Below are 18,551 nucleotides of genomic sequence, written 5' to 3'. Positions count from 1 at the left end.
GAGCAAGCTCCCTCGCCACGGTACTACGTCGTTTTCGGAAAAGTCGTTCAAGCATCATGGCGTCGGATCGTCGCGGACGAAGCTAACGTAAGTAGGTACCCCAACTACAGGAAGCCAAGGAATGCATCCTCCACGCCCAAACTCTCATCGCCTGCGTCGCGGACGCTTTTCGGAGCGGGGGCGAGGTTACCTCGTCACCACGGTCGTTCATCAACGTGCACCTATCTTTAACGACTGGCACCTGGGCCGCTTAGTGGTTGCAGAAATGCGCCTGGCTCATGAGCGAGGCCAGGTCAATTCGCTGGCCTGGGTTGTAATGCCGGACCATCTGCATTGGCTGGTGCAACTGGAGCAAGCCCAGCTCACTCATGTGATGCAAGCGGTCAAATCCCGCAGCACCCTTACAATCAATCGAGCAAGAAACAGAAAGGGTGCCTTCTGGCAAAGCGGCTTCCATGACCGTGCGATTCGCGATGATGAAGACCTGCTGCCCTTCGCCCGCTACATCATTGCCAACCCGCTTCGCGCAGGGCTGGTGGATCGCATTGGTGATTACCCGCTTTGGGATGCTGCATGGCTCTAGCTGGTCTAGCAGCTCTGTGGCGAGGGAGCTTACTCCCGCTGGGGGGCGAAGCCGCCCTCGCTTTTCCAACTGTTGCGCCATGCCACGGTTGCGGTTGCTGCGCAGTCGAGCGGGAGCAAGCTCCCTCGCCACAGGCTCAGCTGTGTCAAAGAGCCTTGTGCTAGAGCCATCGGTTGCCAAACGCCGTCGTTGTGCCACGGCATGACGCTGCACCATAGCTGTGCAATACTCGTCTGCGTTTACACAACTGAATTATCTGTAATCTCAGGCAATGCATCTCCAGAAACCCAGTTTTTACGGCGGCTTATCCCTGAATTTCCCTGGTTTTACAGTGAAACTCTCTATCCCTGGCTTTTTATACTGCACGGCCCGCTGACCCTGAGGGCGTTGTTCTACAGGGCGGTCTGTCCACGAAGCAGACCGGTTTCGGCAAGGTGGCAGGTTTACCAACCTGCGGCTTTGGAGACTCGGTGGTCAAACCAATAACAAGACGAGGTTGTATCCTATGCCTGTCGGCAATCATCTGCCCCATGGCGAGACCGCCCAGGGCGGTCCGCTCAAACGTGAACTCGGTGAGCGGCATATCCGCCTGATGGCGCTTGGCGCCTGCATCGGTGTCGGGCTGTTCCTCGGCTCGGCCAAGGCCATCGAAATGGCCGGTCCGGCGATCATGCTGTCCTACATCATTGGTGGCCTGGCGATCCTGGTGATCATGCGCGCCCTCGGTGAGATGGCCGTGCATAACCCGGTGGCCGGATCGTTCAGCCGCTATGCCCAGGACTATCTTGGTCCGTTGGCGGGCTTTCTCACCGGTTGGAACTACTGGTTCCTCTGGCTGGTGACCTGCGTGGCAGAGATCACCGCCGTGGCGGTGTACATGGGCATCTGGTTTCCCGACGTGCCCCGCTGGATCTGGGCCCTGGCTGCGCTGGTCAGCATGGGTTCGATCAACCTGATCGCGGTCAAGGCCTTCGGTGAATTCGAATTCTGGTTCGCCCTGATCAAGATCGTCACCATCATCGCCATGGTCATCGGCGGCGTCGGTATCATCGCCTTCGGGTTCGGCAACGACGGCGTGGCCCTGGGTATTTCCAACCTCTGGACCCACGGCGGCTTCATGCCCAACGGCGTGCAGGGCGTGTTGATGTCCCTGCAAATGGTGATGTTCGCCTACCTGGGCGTGGAGATGATCGGCCTGACCGCCGGTGAAGCGAAGAACCCGCAGAAAACCATCCCCAACGCCATCGCCGCGCTGCTGCTGGGCGTGCTGCTCAATTATCTGGTACCGGAAAAAGTCTTCGTCTGGGTCACCTCCATCGCCACCTTCGGCGCGATCTGGACCTGGGTGATGATCCTGCTGGCCCAGCTCAAATTCCGCAAAGGCTTGAGCGCTTCAGAGCGTGCGGCCTTGAAATACCGCATGTGGCTGTACCCGGTCAGCTCGTACCTGGCGCTGGCGTTCCTGGTTCTGGTGGTGGGTCTGATGGCGTACTTCCCGGACACCCGCGTGGCCTTGTACGTGGGCCCGGCGTTCCTGGTGCTGCTGACGGCGCTGTTCTATACCTTCAAGTTGCAACCGACGGATGATGTAGCGGGTTCGGTGCGTTCGGCTTCGTAGGTTTATTGCGATGTATGAGAAAGCCCCGGTCGGATGATCGGGGCTTTTTCTTAGAGTCGAGGACCTGTTAGTTCTTACAGTAGACGTTTTGCTACGAGGAGCCGAGATTGAGTGGTGCCAGCCAAATGCCGGCAGGGTCAGCACCGCCCGTGAAAAACGATATGGGATGATTTTTTCTGCTAATCAATGATTGGGCGGGTCAATAGAGTATTCATTGGCAGATATCCGGCTTGATGTCGCTCCGGTTCGTAGCGTTTCGAGGGCGTTGCGCATGAACGTTCCGCTGATTGTTTACCGCGAACTCAACCGCCGCCAAGTCGTGTGCTTTTTTCTGGCGGCGACTCTACTGTACGTTCTGCCGTTGAACCTCGCGGATTTTCGTTATATCGACGATAGCTGGCGGACACTGGAGGCTGGCAATGGTTGGGCTGGCCAGGGGCGCTGGTTTACTGACCTGTTGTACCAGGTGCTCTCTTTCACCAGCGCCGCGCCGGACCTTTTCCCGCTGCCTTTGTTGTTTGCCGTATTGGCGATGTCCTTGGCCCTGACCCGCCTGACTTACCACTATTTCCCCGAGCCGACGCTAGCCTGCTGTTTCGTGCCCTTGCCCCTCTGGTACAACCCTTTCCTGTTGCAGAACCTGTCGTATCAATACGACGGGCCCGGTATGGCGCTGAGTCTGGTGGCGGTTATTTACGCAACGACTTTGCGTAGCACATCGCCAATGCGCCAGTGGTGGGTACCGGTGGCATTGCTGGTGTTGGCGTTCGGGCTCTATCAGATCAGTTTCAATGTGTTCCTGGGGTTGGTTTGCCTGGACCTGTTCAGGGCCGCATGCAGACCGCTGCCATGGCGCCAGTGGTGGGCCATGCTGGGTAGCAGGTTGGCTCAACTTGGCTTGGCCATTTTTATTTACTTCGTCATGACCCTCTCGTCCATAAGGACGGAGCGGACCGCATTGCTGAACTGGAAAGCTGATCCACTCGGACAGATTGGCTTCAATATCGAAATAGTCCTGGAGAAAATTGCGCTGTTGTTCCACGGTGGATACGCCTGGATTTTTGCCGTGTTGGCGTTGTGTTCGCTAATCGGCGCCTTACGCTTGGGACGGCGAATACTCAATCGTGAAGAGCCGTGGTGGAAAACAGTCGTCTTGAGTCTTTCCTGCTTACTGACACTGTGCCTGTTGGTTTTATTGGTACCTGGTATCACCTTGCTTTTTCGCGATTTCAATGAAGGCGCCCGCACCCTGATGGGGTTCGGGGTGCTATTGATATTGCTGTTTTATCTGGCTTACGTGGCACTGGCTCCGATTCACCGTCGACTGCCGCTGCTGCTGGTCATTCCGATTCTGGCAACGCTTTCGTTGTCCTTCGCCTACGGCCGGGTCCTGACCTTGGAAAAAACCTTCGTCAACGGTGCGCTCTACAGTTTGAGCTATGACATTACTTCGCGCCGAGAGCTGTACAAAGCCAAGCGGATCTATATGTCGCTTACCTATTCATCCCACTGGCTGGTCAGCGCTTGCGGCTCGTTCGAACAGCTGCCGGTTCTGCATTACCTGCTTAACATCGACTACTTCATTCTTCCGGAAAGCCCACCGTTCATGGGCATCACTAACGTGGTGATCGAACGCGAGCGGCGCAACGCGACCCGTGTCGGTTACCAGGGATACACCCCTCTTGTGGACAACCAGTATTACCGGATCTATCTGCTCGGCGATTATGGCTTCATCGTCATGAAGGAACCGTCGCGGCTCAGACCCCCCAGCTGCAATGAGCACGATGTGAAGCGATAGAACACCTGTTAGTTCTTACAGTAGACCCCGTATCGATGGGTCCCTAGATTAAGTATCGCCTGAAGCACCGACCCGGTTGGGGGCAAGGTATGAACGCGATATGGAAAAGTTTTTTTACCTACTCACTGGTTGGGCTGGCCAATACGCTGATCCATTGGCAGATCTTTTTCGTCCTGCGCGTGGGCGTCGGCCTTGATCAGGCGACGAGCAATTTTTTTGCGTTTTGCGTGGCGGCTTCATTCTCTTTTTATGTCAATGCGCTCTATACCTTCGAGGCGAAGCATTCAGCGTCGCGCCATGTGCTTTTTCTCAGCATGATGGGCGTGCTCAGTTTTATCGTGGGTCATCTGGGGGATCACTGGCAGCTCCACGGCCTCCTGACCGTCGCGGTCTTTTCGTTGATGAGTTTGGTGATTGGTTTTCTGTTTTCACGGTTTGTGATGTTTCGCGGGCATCGTGAATGAAGGCTTTGCGCGCTGACTTACTCAAACCTCCTAGCCGGTTTATTGACTGCTCCGCTTTGGTAGTCGTGACTGTCTTTGCGCTGGTCATACGTTTTCATGGAATCACAGTGCCTGCAGTTTGGCTTGACGAGGCTTTCAGCATTTTGCTCGCAAGGTACGAGCCTTGGGATATTTGGTCCGTTACGGCACGCGATGTTCATCCACCTCTTTATTATCTTGTGTTGCATTACTGGATCACTATGTTCGGTGATGGTGTCTTGGCCGTAAGGTCGCTCAGTGCGATCGCTGACGTTGGCACAATCTTGCTGAGCATAAGATTGATGAGTTTGGTTGCCTCCCGAAGAGCAACCTGGATCGCTGCACTATTATTGGCGCTGCTCCCTATTTCTGTTCGTTACAGTCAGGAAGTGCGTATGTACTCGTTACTTGGGTTTTGGTTGATGGGCGCAACCGTAGCCCTGATGTATTGGGTCAAGGAGCGAGAGAAAGTACGGTTTCAGGTCACTTATGTATTATTGATGACAGCAGCTTTCTATACTCATTATTTGGCAGCGCTGTGTGTGCTTGTTCATTGGTTCTATTGATGGTGGGGGCGTTTGGGCGTTTCTCAGACTGCCCTGCTGGTGCGGGCCTGGCTTTTGGTCAACGTTGCAATCGTCATATTGTTCGTACCTTGGCTCCCTAATTTTATTGAGCATTGGACAGTTAAGCCGGGGTGGATCCCACCTGTCACGGAGCAGGCCGTGTTGAGTCTCGTTTGGCAGTTAATTGCCATGGGTGCATGGCGGGCACAGTCGATATTTTTGCGCGTGGTTCCCTTGGGAATAGTTATTACGTGCGCGGTAGGAGTGATTTGGAAAGATAGCAGCCAGCATCGTTACAGTGGTTTATTGGTCGGTTATTTTTTTATCCCTGCTATCGTTCTTGGTCTGATCTCACTGGCAGTTCCGTTGTTTGTTCCTCGCTATCTGGTATTCGCAGCAGTCGGACTTCCTATCGTTGTAGCCGTTGCTCTGGATAAATGGGTGCGACGTCCCGTCGTTCTGGCCTTGGCTATAATGGCAATTGAAATGCAGGGGGTACAGTCGGTATATCGACAAACGGATGATTTGAATGGAACCGATTTACGCCGGGATTTTAGGCTCGACGTGCTGGCACGAGAGCTGGAGCGATGGGTGCGGCCAGGTGACGAAATCGTATTTGAGTCGTTATTTTGGTACCTGCCATTCGAATATTACAATCGGACAGCGATACAGCCGAGACTTCAAATACGTTCGCCGCTTGATACTTTTCTGGCAGTTGCTGATCGCGGTGGTTATGCCGTGATTCCCGAAAGTCTGAAGTGGATCTATTTTGACGATCCAGAGATTCTGAAATGTTATGCGCACAGGGTTTGGTGGGTGACGGTTAAGTCTTCGTCGAACGCCAAGGGTTTATCCGCAGAAGATTGGGAGCAAACATTCACTTTTATTAAGGGAGAGATGGCCGTTTCTCTGTTTACTCTAAAAGTAAAAGCTGCACCGACTCATACCTGTCCACCCGTGAAATCTTAACCGAACAACCCCTGCGCAACCTGTGGCGAGGAGCAAGCCTCCACGCCACAAAAGCCAGTGCGTGCCAGCAAGTACCAACGGTTACGCAGCCACCATTTCCCCCGGCTCAAAACTGTCCGCCCGCGCCATCTGCCACATCCGCGAATAAAACGCCCCATTGACCTCACCCGTCAGCAATTCCCCCGGCTTCAGAAACACATGCAACTGAGAAAACAACTTCACCTCGGTGGCCGACATCCGCCGCACCAGATGCTTGGGCTGCAATTGCGACGGATGCTCGAGCCCGGCGGCGGCGAGCATTTCGGCCAGGGCCTTGAGGGTGTTGCGGTGGAAGTTGTAGACCCGCTGGGCCTTGTCCGGGACGACCAGGGCGCGTTGGCGCAGGGTGTCCTGGGTGGCGACGCCGGTGGGGCATTTGTTGGTGTGGCAGCTTTGGGACTGGATGCAGCCGATGGCAAACATGAAGCCGCGCGCGGCGTTGGCCCAGTCGGCGCCGATGGCCAGGACGCTGGCGATGTCGAAGGCGCTGACGATCTTGCCGCTGGCGCCGAGCTTGATCTTGTCCCGCAGGTTCAGGCCCACCAGGGTGTTGTGTACGAACAGCAGGCCTTCGCGCAGCGGCACGCCGATGTGGTCGGTGAACTCCACCGGCGCTGCGCCCGTGCCGCCTTCCTTGCCGTCGACCACGATGAAGTCTGGCAGGATCCCGGTTTCCAGCATGGCCTTGGCGATACCCATGAATTCCCAGGGATGGCCCAGGCAGAACTTGAAGCCCACCGGTTTGCCGCCGGACAGCTCACGCAGTTGCTGGACGAACTGCATCAGTTCGATCGGCGTGGAAAACGCGCTATGGCGAGACGGTGAAACACAATCCTCGCCCATGAGGATGCCACGGGTCTCGGCGATTTCCCGGGTGACCTTGTGCTTGGGCAGGATGCCGCCGTGGCCGGGTTTGGCGCCCTGGCTCATCTTGATTTCGATCATCCGCACCTGCGGGTTCTGCGCCTGGGCGGCGAAGCGCTCCGGGTCGAAGCGCCCGTCGCTGGTGCGGCAGCCGAAGTAGCCGCTGCCCAGCTCCCAGGTCAGGTCGCCGCCGTGTTCACGGTGGTAGGGGCTGATGCTGCCTTCACCGGTGTCGTGGGCGAAGTTGCCCAGCTTGGCGCCCTGGTTCAGTGCCCGGATCGCGTTGGCGCTCAGGGAGCCGAAGCTCATGGCCGAGATGTTGAATACCGACGCCGAGTACGGCTGGGTGCACTGCGGGCCGCCGACCGTTACGCGAAAACCGCTGGGGTCGCTCAACGGGGCCGGGCGCATGGAATGGCCGATGAATTCGAAGCCGGTCTGGTAGACGTCGATCAAGGTGCCGAATGGTTTATCGGCGCTTTCGTTCTTGGCCCGGGAATACACCAGCGAACGCTGGGCCCGGGAGAAGGGCAGGGCGTCGCTGTCGGATTCGAGCAGGTATTGGCGGATCTCCGGGCGGATGCCTTCCACCAGGTAACGGATATTGCCCAGGATCGGATAGTTGCGCCGCACGGCGTGACGGCTTTGCAACAGGTCGAACAACCCCAGCAGGCTCAACAGCCCGGTCACCAGCGTGATCGGCCAGAGCCAGTCGTGTTGCAGGAACGGCAGGCTGGCGAGGGTGAAGATGACACAGCCAGCAAAGAAGGCGTAACGACTCAGCAGAGACAGGCTCATACGGTTTCCTTGGGGGTGAGCGATGGGCGAGGCGGTGGAGGCATTCTGCGCTGACAGCGAAACGGCGGGCAACCCTATGGCGAGGGGATTGTCATGGGAGCAAGGCTGTGGGAGCAAAGCTTGCTCGCGATACAGGCGCCTCGGTTTCTGAAGTACCGAGTCGTCCCCATCGCGGGCAAGCCTTGCTCCCACAGCTTCTACAGTGTTCTCACCCCAGGTGTGGCTCAGCTCGCCTGCTTCATCTGCCGCACCGGCAATTCCACGCGGAAGGTGGTGCCGACGCCGACTTCACTGCGTACCGTGATCTCGCCGTTGTGTTTTTTCACGATGCCGTAGGACAACGACAGCCCCAGCCCTGTGCCCTGGCCGATGGGTTTGGTGGTGAAGAACGGGTCGAAGATTTTCTGCAAGGTTTCGGGGGGGATGCCCGAGCCATTGTCGGCCACCTCGATCCACACGGTGTCACCTTCCACGCCGTTGCGCAGGGTGATGGTGCCGCGTTCGGGGCCGATGGCCTGGGCGGCGTTGACGATCAGGTTCATGATCACCTGGTTGATCTGCGAGGGCAGGCATTCCACTTCCGGCAGCGGCGTGTACTCCTTGACCACGTCGGCCTTGTACTTGATTTCATTGGCGACGATGTTCAACGTCGAATCCATGCCCTGCTGTAAATTGGCCATCTGCCATTCCTGGCTGGAATCGACGCGGGAGAAGTCCTTCAGGTCCTTGACGATCTGCCCGACGCGGCCGATGCCATCCTTGGATTCCTTGATCAGCAAGGGAATGTCCTCGACCAGGAAATCCAGCTCCACCTGTTCGCGCAGCTTTCTCAAGTTCACCACCAGTTCCGGCGAGGCGATGGCTTCCTCGGCACTGCCGTAGGCGCTGAGCATTTCCTGGAGTTTGCCGAAGTAGCCGTCCAAGGCCCCCAGGTTGGAAGAAATGAAGCCGATCGGGTTGTTGATTTCGTGGGCCACCCCGGCTGCCAACTGACCCAGCGAGGCAAGTTTTTCCGACTGCACCAGTTGGGTTTCCAGCATCTTGCGTTCGTCGATTTCCATTTGCAGCAGCTCGCTGGCCTGTTTGAACGCCAGGGTCCGTTGTTCCACCAGGTCTTCGAGCTTGTTCATTTTCAATTGGGCGCGAGAGGTCATTTCCCATTTGGTGGTCAGGGTATTGGCCATCTGCTGGACTTCGATGTTATCGAAGGGTTTTTTCAGGATCAGCAACCGGTCGTGGCCGTTGAGACGGTCGAGCAGTTCATCCCAGGAATAATCCGAATACGCCGTGCAGACCACCACCTGCAACTGCGGGTCGCGCTTCCAGAGTTCTTCGATGGTCTTGGCGCCATCCCAGCCTTCGGGCATACGCATGTCGACAAACGCCAGGGCATAAGGGCGCTCTTTCGCTGCCGCCTCCAGCAATTTGTTCAGGCCTTCCTGCCCGCCATAGGCCGAGTCGAGTTCGAACACGGTGGCGGCAGGTTTCGGTGCTTCGCCGAACAATGCGCTTTCCATGTCCAGCAAGTCGGCGTTGCTGTCATCCTCCGGGGTGAGGATCTTGCGGAAATCTTCATGAATGGCGGGCGTATCGTCGATCAGCAGGATGCGGCGGTTACTCATGCTATTCATGGCTCACCTTCTGCGAGTTTCAGGGGCACCTGGAGTTGGAACGTTGCCCCCTTTCCAGGCCCCTCACTGTGGGCGGTGAGGTGGCCGTTCATTTCAATGGCCGCCAGTGCGCAGCTGTGCAGGCCAAAACCGTGGCCTTCCTTACGCGTGGTAAAACCGTGGGCGAAGATGCGCGTCATGTTTTCCTCCGGGATACCTTCGCCTTCGTCCTTGACGCTGATTTGCAAGGTCTCGCCATCGATGACGGCGGCCTTCAGGGTCATGTTCCGCGCATGATTGGAAACCCCAGCCATGGCGTATTTGGCATTACTGATCAGGTTGATCAGGATCAACAGCAAGCGGTGTTTGTCGCCCATGATCCGCGGCACCTCGCCGTATTCCTTGATCACCGTAACATGGTGGCGGGTCAGGGCGCCCGAGTTCATGCGCAAGGCATCTTCGAGCAGTTCACTGACCAACAAGGGTTCCAGCAGGCTGTTGGCCCCGGCATAGGATTGCTGGGTGGAGACGATGTCCTTGATGTGGTCCACGCTCTTGCTCAACTGGGCCAGTTCGTCGGTCAGGCCCTGCTGCTCGAGGGCGATAGCCTCGACCAGTTGGTTGAGGTAGCCGGGCAGCAACTTGCCTTTCTCGTCCTGGGTGAGGAAGTGGCCGAGGTCATCGGCGTGTTCGTTGATCAGTTGCATCGCCTTGCCCAGCCCCAAGGCCTTGCTGCTGCGCAGTTTGCGGCTGACCAGGTCGGCGGAGATGTTCACGCTGTTGAGGACGTTGCCGACGTTGTGCAGCACGTTGGTGGCGATTTCCGCCATGCCGGCCTGGCGGGCGGTGTCCATCAATTCGCTCTGGGTGTCCTTGAGCTGGCGGGTGCGTTCTTCGACCCGTTGTTCCAGCTCATCGTTGGCGGTTTGCAGGGCATTGTTGACCCTTTTGATCTCGGCGAAGCTGCGTACCAGGCGGATCGCCAGCCAGATCAGTATCAATACCAGGACCGTGGCGAACACCAGCAGGTAGACGTGGTTACGCTCGTACTTGGCCGCGGCTTTGCTCTGGTCCTTCTCCAGCAGGTCGGTAATGGTGTCCAGGCGATTGGCCAAGGGGACCGCTTCGATGCCCTGCAACAACTCATTGACCCGTGGTTGTTCGCGCAGGATCAGCGCGATGTGCCTGCTCAGGATGTCAACGGGGCCTTGCAGCCCCTGCGGCATGCGTTCCTTGTTGACGTCCAGCCTGTTCAGGCCCAGCAGCACCTCGGCAGCCACCTCCGGGGTGCTGAGCTGGGCGAATTCCATGCTGCTGAGCAACAGGTCGTAGGTGTCGATGGCGACGCTTTGCAGCTGCAGCCGCTCGGTGTCGTTCAGCCGGGCGAATTGCGCCTGGATGTCGTCCTCTGCCGTGGGCAGGAAGGCCATGGAGTTGCGCAGCACCGCGTTGTGGGATTTGAACTGCTCCACCAGTCGGGTTTTTTCCTTGATCGCCTTGAGGTACTCGTCACGTTGGGCTTCCCATAGGGACGACTTGTGGCGCCCGGGCTCCGATTCGATGGCGTCGAGACGCTGCCACAGGCGTGTCATTTCATGCAGGGGCGAAACCAGGGGATCGTAGTCGTGGGTCAGGGCGATCCGCGACTTGAGCACCTCGTTGTCCCAGATGGCGTCTTGCTGCTTGAGCTGGCGGATCAGGTCCCGGGACTCAATGTACGAGGCGGCCTGCTGGGCTCCTGAATTGATGTACATGAACAGCAGGACTGAAGCCAGCAACAGGCCGATGAACGCAAGACCGAGGCGACGGAGAGTTGTCATAGAGGCTTGCCCCCCGATTCACCGGTCAGCGTCTTGAGAAACTCGACGATCAGGGTCGTATCGTTCTTGAGCGGCTCACGCCCCAGTTGGTACTTGAACATCACCTCCACCGCATGTTCCAGGGTCGGCGCCGACGCATCGTGGAAATACGGCGCGGTGACGGCCACGTTGCGCAGGCTGGGCACCTTGAAAACCTGGCGGTCCGCTTCATCGCCAGTGATGTTGAAGCGTCCTTCGTCGGCTCGGGTGGGGTTGCCCCGGTCCTTGATGTAGTCGCCCATGACCCCGAACTTCTGGAACATGTTGCCGCCGATGTTCACGCCTTGATGGCAAGCGATACAGCCGTACTCCTTGAAACGCTGGTAACCGAACTTCTCCCGGGGCGTGAGGATGTCGGTATTGCCCAGCAGGTATTGGTCGAAGCGCGAATTGGGCGTCTGCAAGGTGCGCTCGTAATCCGCCAGCGCGCCTTGGATATTGGGTTTGGTCACGCCGTCGGGGTAAGCGTCCTTGAAGTCCTTGGCATAGCCTGGGTCATCGGCGATGCGCTTGACGACGGATTCCCAGGTGCTGCCCATTTCCACCGGGCTGGTCACGACCGCATGGACCTGTTCTTCCAAGGTGTCGACGCGGCCATCCCAGAACTGGTGGAAGTTCAGGCCGGCATTGAACACGGTGGGCGTATTGACTTCCACGGGCTTGCCGTCGAAGCCCAGGGAAAACGGTTTGTCGTCGGCGCCACCCTTGTCCAGGCGATGGCAACTGGCGCAGGACAGGGTGTTGTTCACCGACAGCCGTGGGTCGTTGAACAGCCGCAGCCCCAACTGGACGCGCTTGGGGTCCAGGGTCGGAATCGGGGGCAGGGGCTTGAGGGGTTCGTCCAGTGGTTCGGCGTGAGCGGTCACGCTTGATCCCACGAGCAGGCCGAGAGCCAGAATCAGTCCATGTGACGCCATGGGGATGCTTTCCTTGAAACTTTGGTTGATGACACTCAGGTGTTCACGAAAACGGGTTCTGGCGTTTTTCCCACTCGATCATCCAGTCGGCGAAGGCCTGCGGTTCCACGGCCTTGCTGAAGTAATAACCCTGGACCTCCTCGCATTGGTGTTTCTTGAGAAACTCCAATTGCTCGAGGGTCTCCACACCTTCGGCAATGATGTGCAGGTTCAGGCTCTTGCCCAGGCTGATGATGGTGCTCACCAGCTTGGCGTCGTTGCTGTCGATGCTCAGGTCACCGACGAACGACTGGTCGATCTTCAACACATCCACCGGAAATTTCTGCAGGTAGCTCAGGCTCGAATAGCCGGTGCCGAAGTCGTCGATGGCCAGGCGTATCCCCAGTTGCTTGATGGCCTTGAGGATGGCGACCGTGGTATCGACGTTCTGCATCAGTACGCTTTCAGTGATCTCCAGTTCTAACTGTGTCGGGTCCAGGCCGGTTTCCTTGAGGGTGCGGGCAATGCCGTCGACGAAGCCGCGCTGGCGAAAATCGATGGCCGAGATGTTCACCGACAAGTACAGCGGCCGCATTCCCTGGGCTTGCCAACGGCAGGCCTGTTGGCAGGCTTCCTGAAGCACCCATTGGCTCAGCGGAACGATCAGGCCACTGTCCTCGGCGACCGGAATGAAATCCGACGGATAGACCAGGCCATGATCCGGCCTGTTCCAGCGTACCAGTGCCTCGACCCCCACCACCTTGCCGCTCTTGAGGTCGAGCTTGGGTTGGTAATGCAACACGAATTCCTTGCGTTGCAGGCCCAGGCGCAGGCCGGATTCGATGGTCTGCTGCTGCCGCGCCCGGCGGTTCATGTCTTCGGTGAAGAAACGGTAGTCGTTGGGCCCGGTTTCCTTGACGTTGCGCATCGCCGTCTCGGCTTTCTTGATCAGCGCCACGGCGTCGAAACCGTCGGTTGGGTACACGCTGATGCCCAGGCTGGCGGTGACGCTCAGGTCATGGCCGTCAATGGGCTGCGGGGTGCTGATGGCCGCCAGCAGTTTTTCGGCCACGCCTTTGGTTTGCTGCGCGTCGACGATGTCCCCCGCGATTACCACGAATTCATCCGAGCCGTAGCGGAACACCGAATCGGATTCACGCACCACGGTTGCCAGCCCCCGGGCCACCCGCTTGAGCATTTCGTCGCCCACCGGATGTCCCAGCGCGTTATTGACGCGCTTGAAACGGTCCAGGCCGATGAACATCACCGCCAGTTGCCGGTCATGTCGGCGACACTGCGCCATTGCCTGGGTCAGGCGATCGCCGAGCAACATGCTGTTGGGCAGCTCGGTGAGCACGTCGTACTGCAACAAGTGAGACACCTTGAGCAGTTCCTGGACCCGCTCTTCAATCGTGCGCTCCAGGCTGCGCATTTTCCTCGCGGCATCCTGGGCCAGTTGCCATTTCCAGGTCATGGCGCTGGCCATCTGACGGATTTCCAGGGTGTCGAAGGGTTTCTTGAGGATCAGCAGTTGGTCGTCGAACTCGATCCGTTCGGACATGGTTTCCCAGGAATAATCCGAGAACGCCGTGCACAGGGCGATTTGCAGGCGCGGGTCGGCTTTCCACAGTTGCTCGATGGTTTGCAGGCCGTCCCAGCCCGGGGGCATGCGCATGTCGGCGAACACCAGCGCATAGGGCTGGCCTTCGGCCTGGGCGCGCTTGACCAGTTCCAGCGCTTCTTCACCCTGATAGGCCGAGTCGATCTGGAATTGCAGCCGGTTGACCTGCGGGGTGCCGAACAGCAGGCTCTCGGTGTCGTCCAGTGAGTCATCGCTGCCGGCGCTGGGGCTGAGGATCTTGCGAAAGTCCTGATGGATTGCCGGCGTATCGTCCACCACCAGGATCCGCCGGTTGGCAGGGACCGACATGGGGTTCATGGATTGCTCTCCGATAGCTGGCTCGCAGGTCGAGTCCAGTGGTCCGTCGCCGGAACGATGGTGCCGGCTTTGAGCAGTTCGGCGGCCTGGCCGCTGTCGACCACGGTACTGAAGTAATGCCCCTGGGCCTGCATCGCTCCGCCACTGGACATCAGCGTAGTGCGCTGGTCCTGGGTCTCGACGCCCTCGGCGATGATTCCGATGCCCACGTCCCGGGCGAAGTTGATGATCGCCCGCAGCGTCGTGGCGTTCTCGGGGTCGGCGTTGGCGCTGTCGAGGAAACGCTGGGCGAGCTTGAGGTGGTTGACCCGGTAGGTCTTGAGGTAATCGAACGAGGAGTACTCGGTGCCGAAGTCATCGATGGCGATCTGCACGCCCAATTCGCAGAGGCGTGGCAAGACGTCGTTGTGGGTCCACTTGGTCTGGGCGAGGGTGGCTTCGGTGACGTCGAAGCGCAGGTCCCAGGGCGCCAGTTCCCAGCGCGCGGTGGTGCGCAGCACATCGTAGATCAGTTCCGGGCCGGTCTTGAGTTGGGTCAGGGACAGGTCGATGGCGATCACCGGGGGCGCCATGCCCTGGTCGCGCCACTGGCGCATCTGTTGGCAGGCCTGGTCCAGCACCCAATGCCCCAGGCCAATGATGATCCCGGTCTTCTCGGCGGCCGGCATGAAGGCCGCCGGCTCCAGCCAGCCACGTTCGGGGTGGTTCCAGCGCACTTGCACGCCCATGCCGAGGATCTTGCCGGTGCCAAGGTCGACTTCCGGCAGATAGTGCAGGTGCAGCTCGTTGTTTTCGACCGCTTGGCGCAGGTCGTTGGCGAGGGCGACCCGGTCGGTAACCTCCTGATTGATCTCCTCGTTATGGAAATGGTACTGGTTGCGGCCCTTTTCCTTGGAACGGTACAGGGCCATGTCGGACTGCGCCATCAGGCTGTCGGCACTCAGGCTCTGCGGGGTGTACAGGGCGATGCCAATGCTCACCGAGATCCGCACATCGTTGCCGTCCAGGGAGTACGGCGCCACGAGGGCATCGCGGATCTTGGCCGCCAGCGCGGCGCAGTGGGTCGCTTCATGGACGTCCAGTTGCAGCAGGGCGAATTCATCGCCGCCCAGGCGCGCCACCACGTCGTTTTCCCGGGTACAGGCCTTGATCCGGGCGGCGACTTCCTGCAACAGCAGGTCACCGATGGGGTGGCCCAAGGTATCGTTGATCCGTTTGAAGTGGTCCAGGTCCAGGTAGAACATGGCAAACGGCGCCGCTCCCCGACGAGCGGCGGCGAAGGCCTGGTGCAGGCGCTCGATCACCGTGGCACGGTTGGCCAGCCCGGTCAGGCCGTCGGTGCGGGCCAGCAGGGCGATCTTCTCTTCGGCCAGCTTGCGCTCGGTGATGTCGAGGATGATGCCTTCCACTTCCAGCAACAGGCCCTGATCGTTGCGCACCGGTATGTAGCGGTTCTCCACCCAGCGGAACGTGTCGTCGCCGGTGCGCATGCGAAACTCGATGGAAGCCCCCGCGGTGTCGCGGTCCAGGACGCGGACCATGGCCTCATGGACTTTGTCCTGGTCGTCGGGGTGGATCAGGGTTTGCGCCCAATCCGGCGCGTTGGTCAGTTGCGCCGCGGAATGACCGAACTTGGTGATGTTGTGGGAGATGTACATCAATGGAAACGGCGGCTCGCCCCGCAGGCGATAGAGAATGGTCGGGCTGTTTTGCACGATGATGTTGGCGTCGGCCAGTTCCCGGGTGCGCTCCTCGACCGCGCGTTCGAGCATGTCCATTTTCAGCGCCGCGTCCTCGGTCATCTGCCATTTGACGGTCAAGGTACTGGCCATCTGGCGGATCTCGATGGCGTCGAAGGGCTTTTTCAGGATGAGCAAGCGGTCGCCCAGGTCCAGGCGATCGGCGATGTCTTCCCAGGAATAATCCGAGTAAGCCGTGCACAGGGCCACTTGCAGCTTGGGGTCGGCGCGCCACAGCCGTTCGATGGTTTCCAGGCCGTCCCAGCCCGGCGGCATGCGCATGTCGATGAACGCCATGGCGAAGGGCTGCCCCTGGGCCAGTGCCGTTTCGACCTTGTTCAAGGCTTCCATGCCCTGGAACGCCGATTCGAGCACGAAACTGGTGCTGGCGACGGCCACCGGCGCGCCGAACAGGGCCTCTTCAGCGCTGCTCAGGTTGTCTTCGGCGTTCATCTGGGGGCTGAGGATCTTGCGAAAATCCTCATGGATGGTCGGGGTGTCATCGACGATCAGGATCCGCCGATTGGTTTTATCCAACGGCAGGCTCATGGCCGTGCACCGTCTTGATGCGGACTATAGAACCCTGGAAACATCTGATATCCCTTTCGCTGGCATGAGTATTCGGCCTGTACATGGCCCTTCATGGGGTACAGCATAGCTGTCTGATCGGGATGCGCTCGTGCACTGATGGCAAATGTGTCTAAATTTTCGCAATCTACTAGCCTGTATTTTGGGGCTAAGGTAGAACGGTTGTCGTGAATTAGGAGGGGGTTTCAAATGGAAGATCAATCGCCGGACGTTCCGGTAAAGAAGCCGACGGTGCTGCTGGTCGATGACGAAGAGTCGATTCTCAATAGCCTGCGTCGGCTATTGCGCAGTCAGCCATACGAAATCCTGCTGGCCGACAGTGGTGCCAAGGCCCTGGAAATCCTCAAGGAACGGCCGGTCGACCTGGTGATGACCGACGCGCGTATGCCGAACATGGATGGCGCCACGCTGCTGGCCGAGATCCGCAAGTTGTATCCATCGACCTTGCGCATCCTGCTCACCGGTTATGCCGATGTGGACATGATGACCAAGGCCATCAACGAGGGGCAGCTTTATCGCTACCTCAGCAAGCCCTGGAACGATGAGGAATTGGTGCAGGCCCTGCGCCAGGCCCTGGCTCACCAGCATTCCGAAAGCGAGCGCCAGCGCCTCGAAGCGCTGAATCGCGAGCAGAACCAGCAACTCAAGACCCTTAACGCCACCCTGGAAAAACGCGTGGCGTCGCGCACCTCCGAGTTGCAGCAGACCGCCGACATGCTCGACCTGGCCTATGACGAGCTCAAGCGCAGTTATGTGACCAGCACCGAGGTGTTTTCGCTGATCGCCAACCTGCGCCTGCCCAAGGCCAAGCAGACCAACCGGCAGATCATCGAGTTGATCAGGGTCTACAGCCGGCTGCATTTCCTCGATGAGTCCACCGACCGCGACCTGACCATGGCCGCGGCGCTCTACAACATCGGTAAGCTGAGCTGGACCGACAACATGATGGTCACGCCCGCCGACATGCTGCACCACACTGAGCTCGAGCTGTTCCGCGCCTATCCGAAGCAGAGCGAATCGCTGCTGATGACCCTGGACCCTATGAAGGACGCAGCGCGGATCATTCGCCACCACCAGGAGCGTTGGGACGGCAGCGGTTTTCCCGAGCACCTAAAGGGCGATGCCATTCCGTTCGGTTCGCGGCTGTTGAAACTGGCGGTGGACTTCATCGAGCTGCAACGTGGCTTGATCCTCGAACGGCAGATGAACAGTGACGAAGCGCTGGTCTACATCCGCAAATACGCCGGCAAGCTATACGACCCGGACATGATCGAGGACTTCATCAAGGCCTGTGGCGAATACCTGGAAGACGTGACCTTGTCGGACCCGACGGTGAAGGTCATGAATACCCGGGAACTGGCGGCGGGCATGATCCTGGCGCGTAACCTCAACGCCGACAACGGCATGCTGTTGCTCAACGCCGGCAAGGTCCTGAGCGCTCCACTGGTGGAAAAACTCATCGCCTTCGAAGCGATGGAGGGGGCCCGGTACAGCGTGTTCGTCAAAATCCCCGAGGAGGCCGACCCTTCGGTGCCGAAGCCGATTTTGGGGTGACAGACCTCTAGCGGTCACTGCGATTCCTTGTGGGAGCGAGCCTGCTCGCGATGGCGGCGTATCAGTTAAAAAAGAAATCGACTGACACTCCGTCATCGCGAGCAGGCTCGCTCCCACAGGGGGCTGTGCCTGTGCCGAAACGGGTGCCAGGCTTTTCTCCCTCCGTCCTGGTCTGTAATCTCCCCGCCATTTCCCCGCCCAAGGCTTTGATCTCCCATGACCACTCCCCTCATCCGTATCGCCGCCGCCCTGCTGCTCGGGTCGGACGGGCGAACCTTGCTGGTGCGCAAGCGCGGCACCCGGGCCTTCATGCAGCCGGGCGGCAAGATCGAGGCCCATGAGCAGCCGGTGCAGGCGCTGGCCCGTGAATTGGAAGAGGAGCTTGGCTTACAGATCGACCCGGCACAGGCCCGACACCTGGGTGTGTTCAGCGCTCCGGCGGCCAACGAACCGGGGTTCGTCGTGCAGGCCGAGGTGTTTTTGCTACGCATCGACGCGCCGGTTTCGCCGGCTGCCGAGATTGAAGAGATTTGCTGGATCGACCCGGCCGGTGACAATGATCTTGTGCTGGCACCGTTGACAGGCGAGGTGATCCTGCCGTTTTATCGAGCGACACATCTCGCCACCTGCTGATTCACGCCTCAAGGAC

The 18,551-nt window shown here is 59.0% G+C and carries 14 protein-coding genes; 8 read left to right on the top strand and 6 right to left on the bottom strand.

The features are described from left to right. Positions 1 to 121: 121 nt before the first annotated feature. The 6 genes from PSH86_RS24365 (at position 122) to PSH86_RS24340 (ending at position 6,016) form a co-directional block, all read left to right on the top strand. Complete coding sequence (locus tag PSH86_RS24365; RefSeq protein ID WP_163856915.1) at positions 122 to 583, top strand: transposase; 462 nt, start codon at positions 122 to 124, stop codon at positions 581 to 583. A 505-nt stretch (positions 584 to 1,088) separates the two neighbouring features. Further along, positions 1,089 to 2,201: an amino acid permease gene (locus PSH86_RS24360; RefSeq protein ID WP_305485437.1), complete on the top strand. Its 1,113-nt coding sequence runs from the start codon at positions 1,089 to 1,091 to the stop codon at positions 2,199 to 2,201. Positions 2,202 to 2,472: 271 nt separating this feature from the next. Further along, positions 2,473 to 3,999 (top strand): glucosyltransferase domain-containing protein, encoded by a 1,527-nt coding sequence (locus PSH86_RS24355; RefSeq protein ID WP_249015507.1) that lies wholly within the window; start codon positions 2,473 to 2,475, stop codon positions 3,997 to 3,999. A gap of 89 nt (positions 4,000 to 4,088) precedes the next feature. Continuing rightward, a complete protein-coding gene (locus PSH86_RS24350; RefSeq protein ID WP_249015506.1) occupies positions 4,089 to 4,463 on the top strand; it encodes a GtrA family protein in 375 nt (124 codons plus the stop codon). Beyond that, the gene (locus PSH86_RS24345) at positions 4,460 to 5,047 is read left to right on the top strand and encodes a glycosyltransferase family 39 protein (protein ID WP_305485435.1); all 588 of its coding nucleotides are present in this window, start codon (positions 4,460 to 4,462) and stop codon (positions 5,045 to 5,047) included. Before PSH86_RS24350 ends, PSH86_RS24345 begins: the two co-directional genes overlap by 4 nt. A 12-nt stretch (positions 5,048 to 5,059) precedes the next feature. Beyond that, positions 5,060 to 6,016, top strand: coding sequence for a hypothetical protein (locus PSH86_RS24340; RefSeq protein WP_305485433.1), 957 nt, complete (start codon positions 5,060 to 5,062; stop codon positions 6,014 to 6,016). Positions 6,017 to 6,097: 81 nt separating this feature from the next. Here the strand turns inward: PSH86_RS24340 and PSH86_RS24335 are convergent, their stop codons facing one another. From PSH86_RS24335 to PSH86_RS24310, 6 genes are all read right to left on the bottom strand, one after another. Beyond that, positions 6,098 to 7,717 (bottom strand): FMN-binding glutamate synthase family protein, encoded by a 1,620-nt coding sequence (locus PSH86_RS24335; RefSeq protein ID WP_249015503.1) that lies wholly within the window; start codon positions 7,715 to 7,717, stop codon positions 6,098 to 6,100. Positions 7,718 to 7,941: 224 nt separating this feature from the next. Continuing rightward, positions 7,942 to 9,348, bottom strand: coding sequence for an ATP-binding protein (locus tag PSH86_RS24330; RefSeq protein ID WP_163856923.1), 1,407 nt, complete (start codon positions 9,346 to 9,348; stop codon positions 7,942 to 7,944). Continuing rightward, positions 9,345 to 11,147 (bottom strand): DAHL domain-containing protein, encoded by a 1,803-nt coding sequence (locus tag PSH86_RS24325; protein WP_305485431.1) that lies wholly within the window; start codon positions 11,145 to 11,147, stop codon positions 9,345 to 9,347. The genes PSH86_RS24330 and PSH86_RS24325 overlap by 4 nt, the downstream gene beginning before the upstream one ends. Next, positions 11,144 to 12,103, bottom strand: a complete 960-nt coding sequence (locus PSH86_RS24320) for a cytochrome-c peroxidase (protein WP_109753750.1) — start codon at positions 12,101 to 12,103, stop codon at positions 11,144 to 11,146. Before PSH86_RS24320 ends, PSH86_RS24325 begins: the two co-directional genes overlap by 4 nt. Positions 12,104 to 12,146: 43 nt before the next feature. Then, the gene (locus tag PSH86_RS24315; protein WP_116833357.1) at positions 12,147 to 14,021 is read right to left on the bottom strand and encodes an EAL domain-containing protein; all 1,875 of its coding nucleotides are present in this window, start codon (positions 14,019 to 14,021) and stop codon (positions 12,147 to 12,149) included. Next, the gene (locus PSH86_RS24310; RefSeq protein WP_305485429.1) at positions 14,018 to 16,309 is read right to left on the bottom strand and encodes an EAL domain-containing protein; all 2,292 of its coding nucleotides are present in this window, start codon (positions 16,307 to 16,309) and stop codon (positions 14,018 to 14,020) included. The genes PSH86_RS24315 and PSH86_RS24310 overlap by 4 nt, the downstream gene beginning before the upstream one ends. Positions 16,310 to 16,537: 228 nt before the next feature. Between PSH86_RS24310 and PSH86_RS24305 the strand changes: the two genes are divergently transcribed. Beyond that, complete coding sequence (locus PSH86_RS24305) at positions 16,538 to 17,902, top strand: HD domain-containing phosphohydrolase (RefSeq protein WP_305485427.1); 1,365 nt, start codon at positions 16,538 to 16,540, stop codon at positions 17,900 to 17,902. A gap of 216 nt (positions 17,903 to 18,118) precedes the next feature. Further along, positions 18,119 to 18,535, top strand: coding sequence for an NUDIX domain-containing protein (locus PSH86_RS24300; protein ID WP_109753754.1), 417 nt, complete (start codon positions 18,119 to 18,121; stop codon positions 18,533 to 18,535). The last annotated feature ends 16 nt before the right edge of the window (positions 18,536 to 18,551 follow it).

This window comes from Pseudomonas sp. FP2300 (assembly GCF_030687595.1).
Classification (GTDB): domain Bacteria; phylum Pseudomonadota; class Gammaproteobacteria; order Pseudomonadales; family Pseudomonadaceae; genus Aquipseudomonas; species Aquipseudomonas bijieensis.
This window is presented reverse-complemented; position numbering and strand designations above follow the sequence as displayed.

Bases quoted from the DNA above. Each gene is read 5' to 3' on its own strand.
- PSH86_RS24310 (WP_305485429.1), bottom strand. From the start codon at position 16,309: ATGAGCCTGCCGTTGGATAAAACCAATCGGCGGATCCTGATCGTCGAT.
- PSH86_RS24345 (WP_305485435.1), top strand. From the start codon at position 4,460: ATGAAGGCTTTGCGCGCTGACTTACTCAAACCTCCTAGCCGGTTTATT.
- PSH86_RS24330 (WP_163856923.1), bottom strand. From the start codon at position 9,348: ATGAATAGCATGAGTAACCGCCGCATCCTGCTGATCGACGATACGCCC.
- PSH86_RS24320 (WP_109753750.1), bottom strand. From the start codon at position 12,103: ATGGCGTCACATGGACTGATTCTGGCTCTCGGCCTGCTCGTGGGATCA.
- PSH86_RS24355 (WP_249015507.1), top strand. From the start codon at position 2,473: ATGAACGTTCCGCTGATTGTTTACCGCGAACTCAACCGCCGCCAAGTC.
- PSH86_RS24360 (WP_305485437.1), top strand. From the start codon at position 1,089: ATGCCTGTCGGCAATCATCTGCCCCATGGCGAGACCGCCCAGGGCGGT.
- PSH86_RS24305 (WP_305485427.1), top strand. From the start codon at position 16,538: ATGGAAGATCAATCGCCGGACGTTCCGGTAAAGAAGCCGACGGTGCTG.
- PSH86_RS24365 (WP_163856915.1), top strand. From the start codon at position 122: ATGCATCCTCCACGCCCAAACTCTCATCGCCTGCGTCGCGGACGCTTT.
- PSH86_RS24335 (WP_249015503.1), bottom strand. From the start codon at position 7,717: ATGAGCCTGTCTCTGCTGAGTCGTTACGCCTTCTTTGCTGGCTGTGTC.
- PSH86_RS24315 (WP_116833357.1), bottom strand. From the start codon at position 14,021: ATGAACCCCATGTCGGTCCCTGCCAACCGGCGGATCCTGGTGGTGGAC.
- PSH86_RS24350 (WP_249015506.1), top strand. From the start codon at position 4,089: ATGAACGCGATATGGAAAAGTTTTTTTACCTACTCACTGGTTGGGCTG.
- PSH86_RS24325 (WP_305485431.1), bottom strand. From the start codon at position 11,147: ATGACAACTCTCCGTCGCCTCGGTCTTGCGTTCATCGGCCTGTTGCTG.
- PSH86_RS24300 (WP_109753754.1), top strand. From the start codon at position 18,119: ATGACCACTCCCCTCATCCGTATCGCCGCCGCCCTGCTGCTCGGGTCG.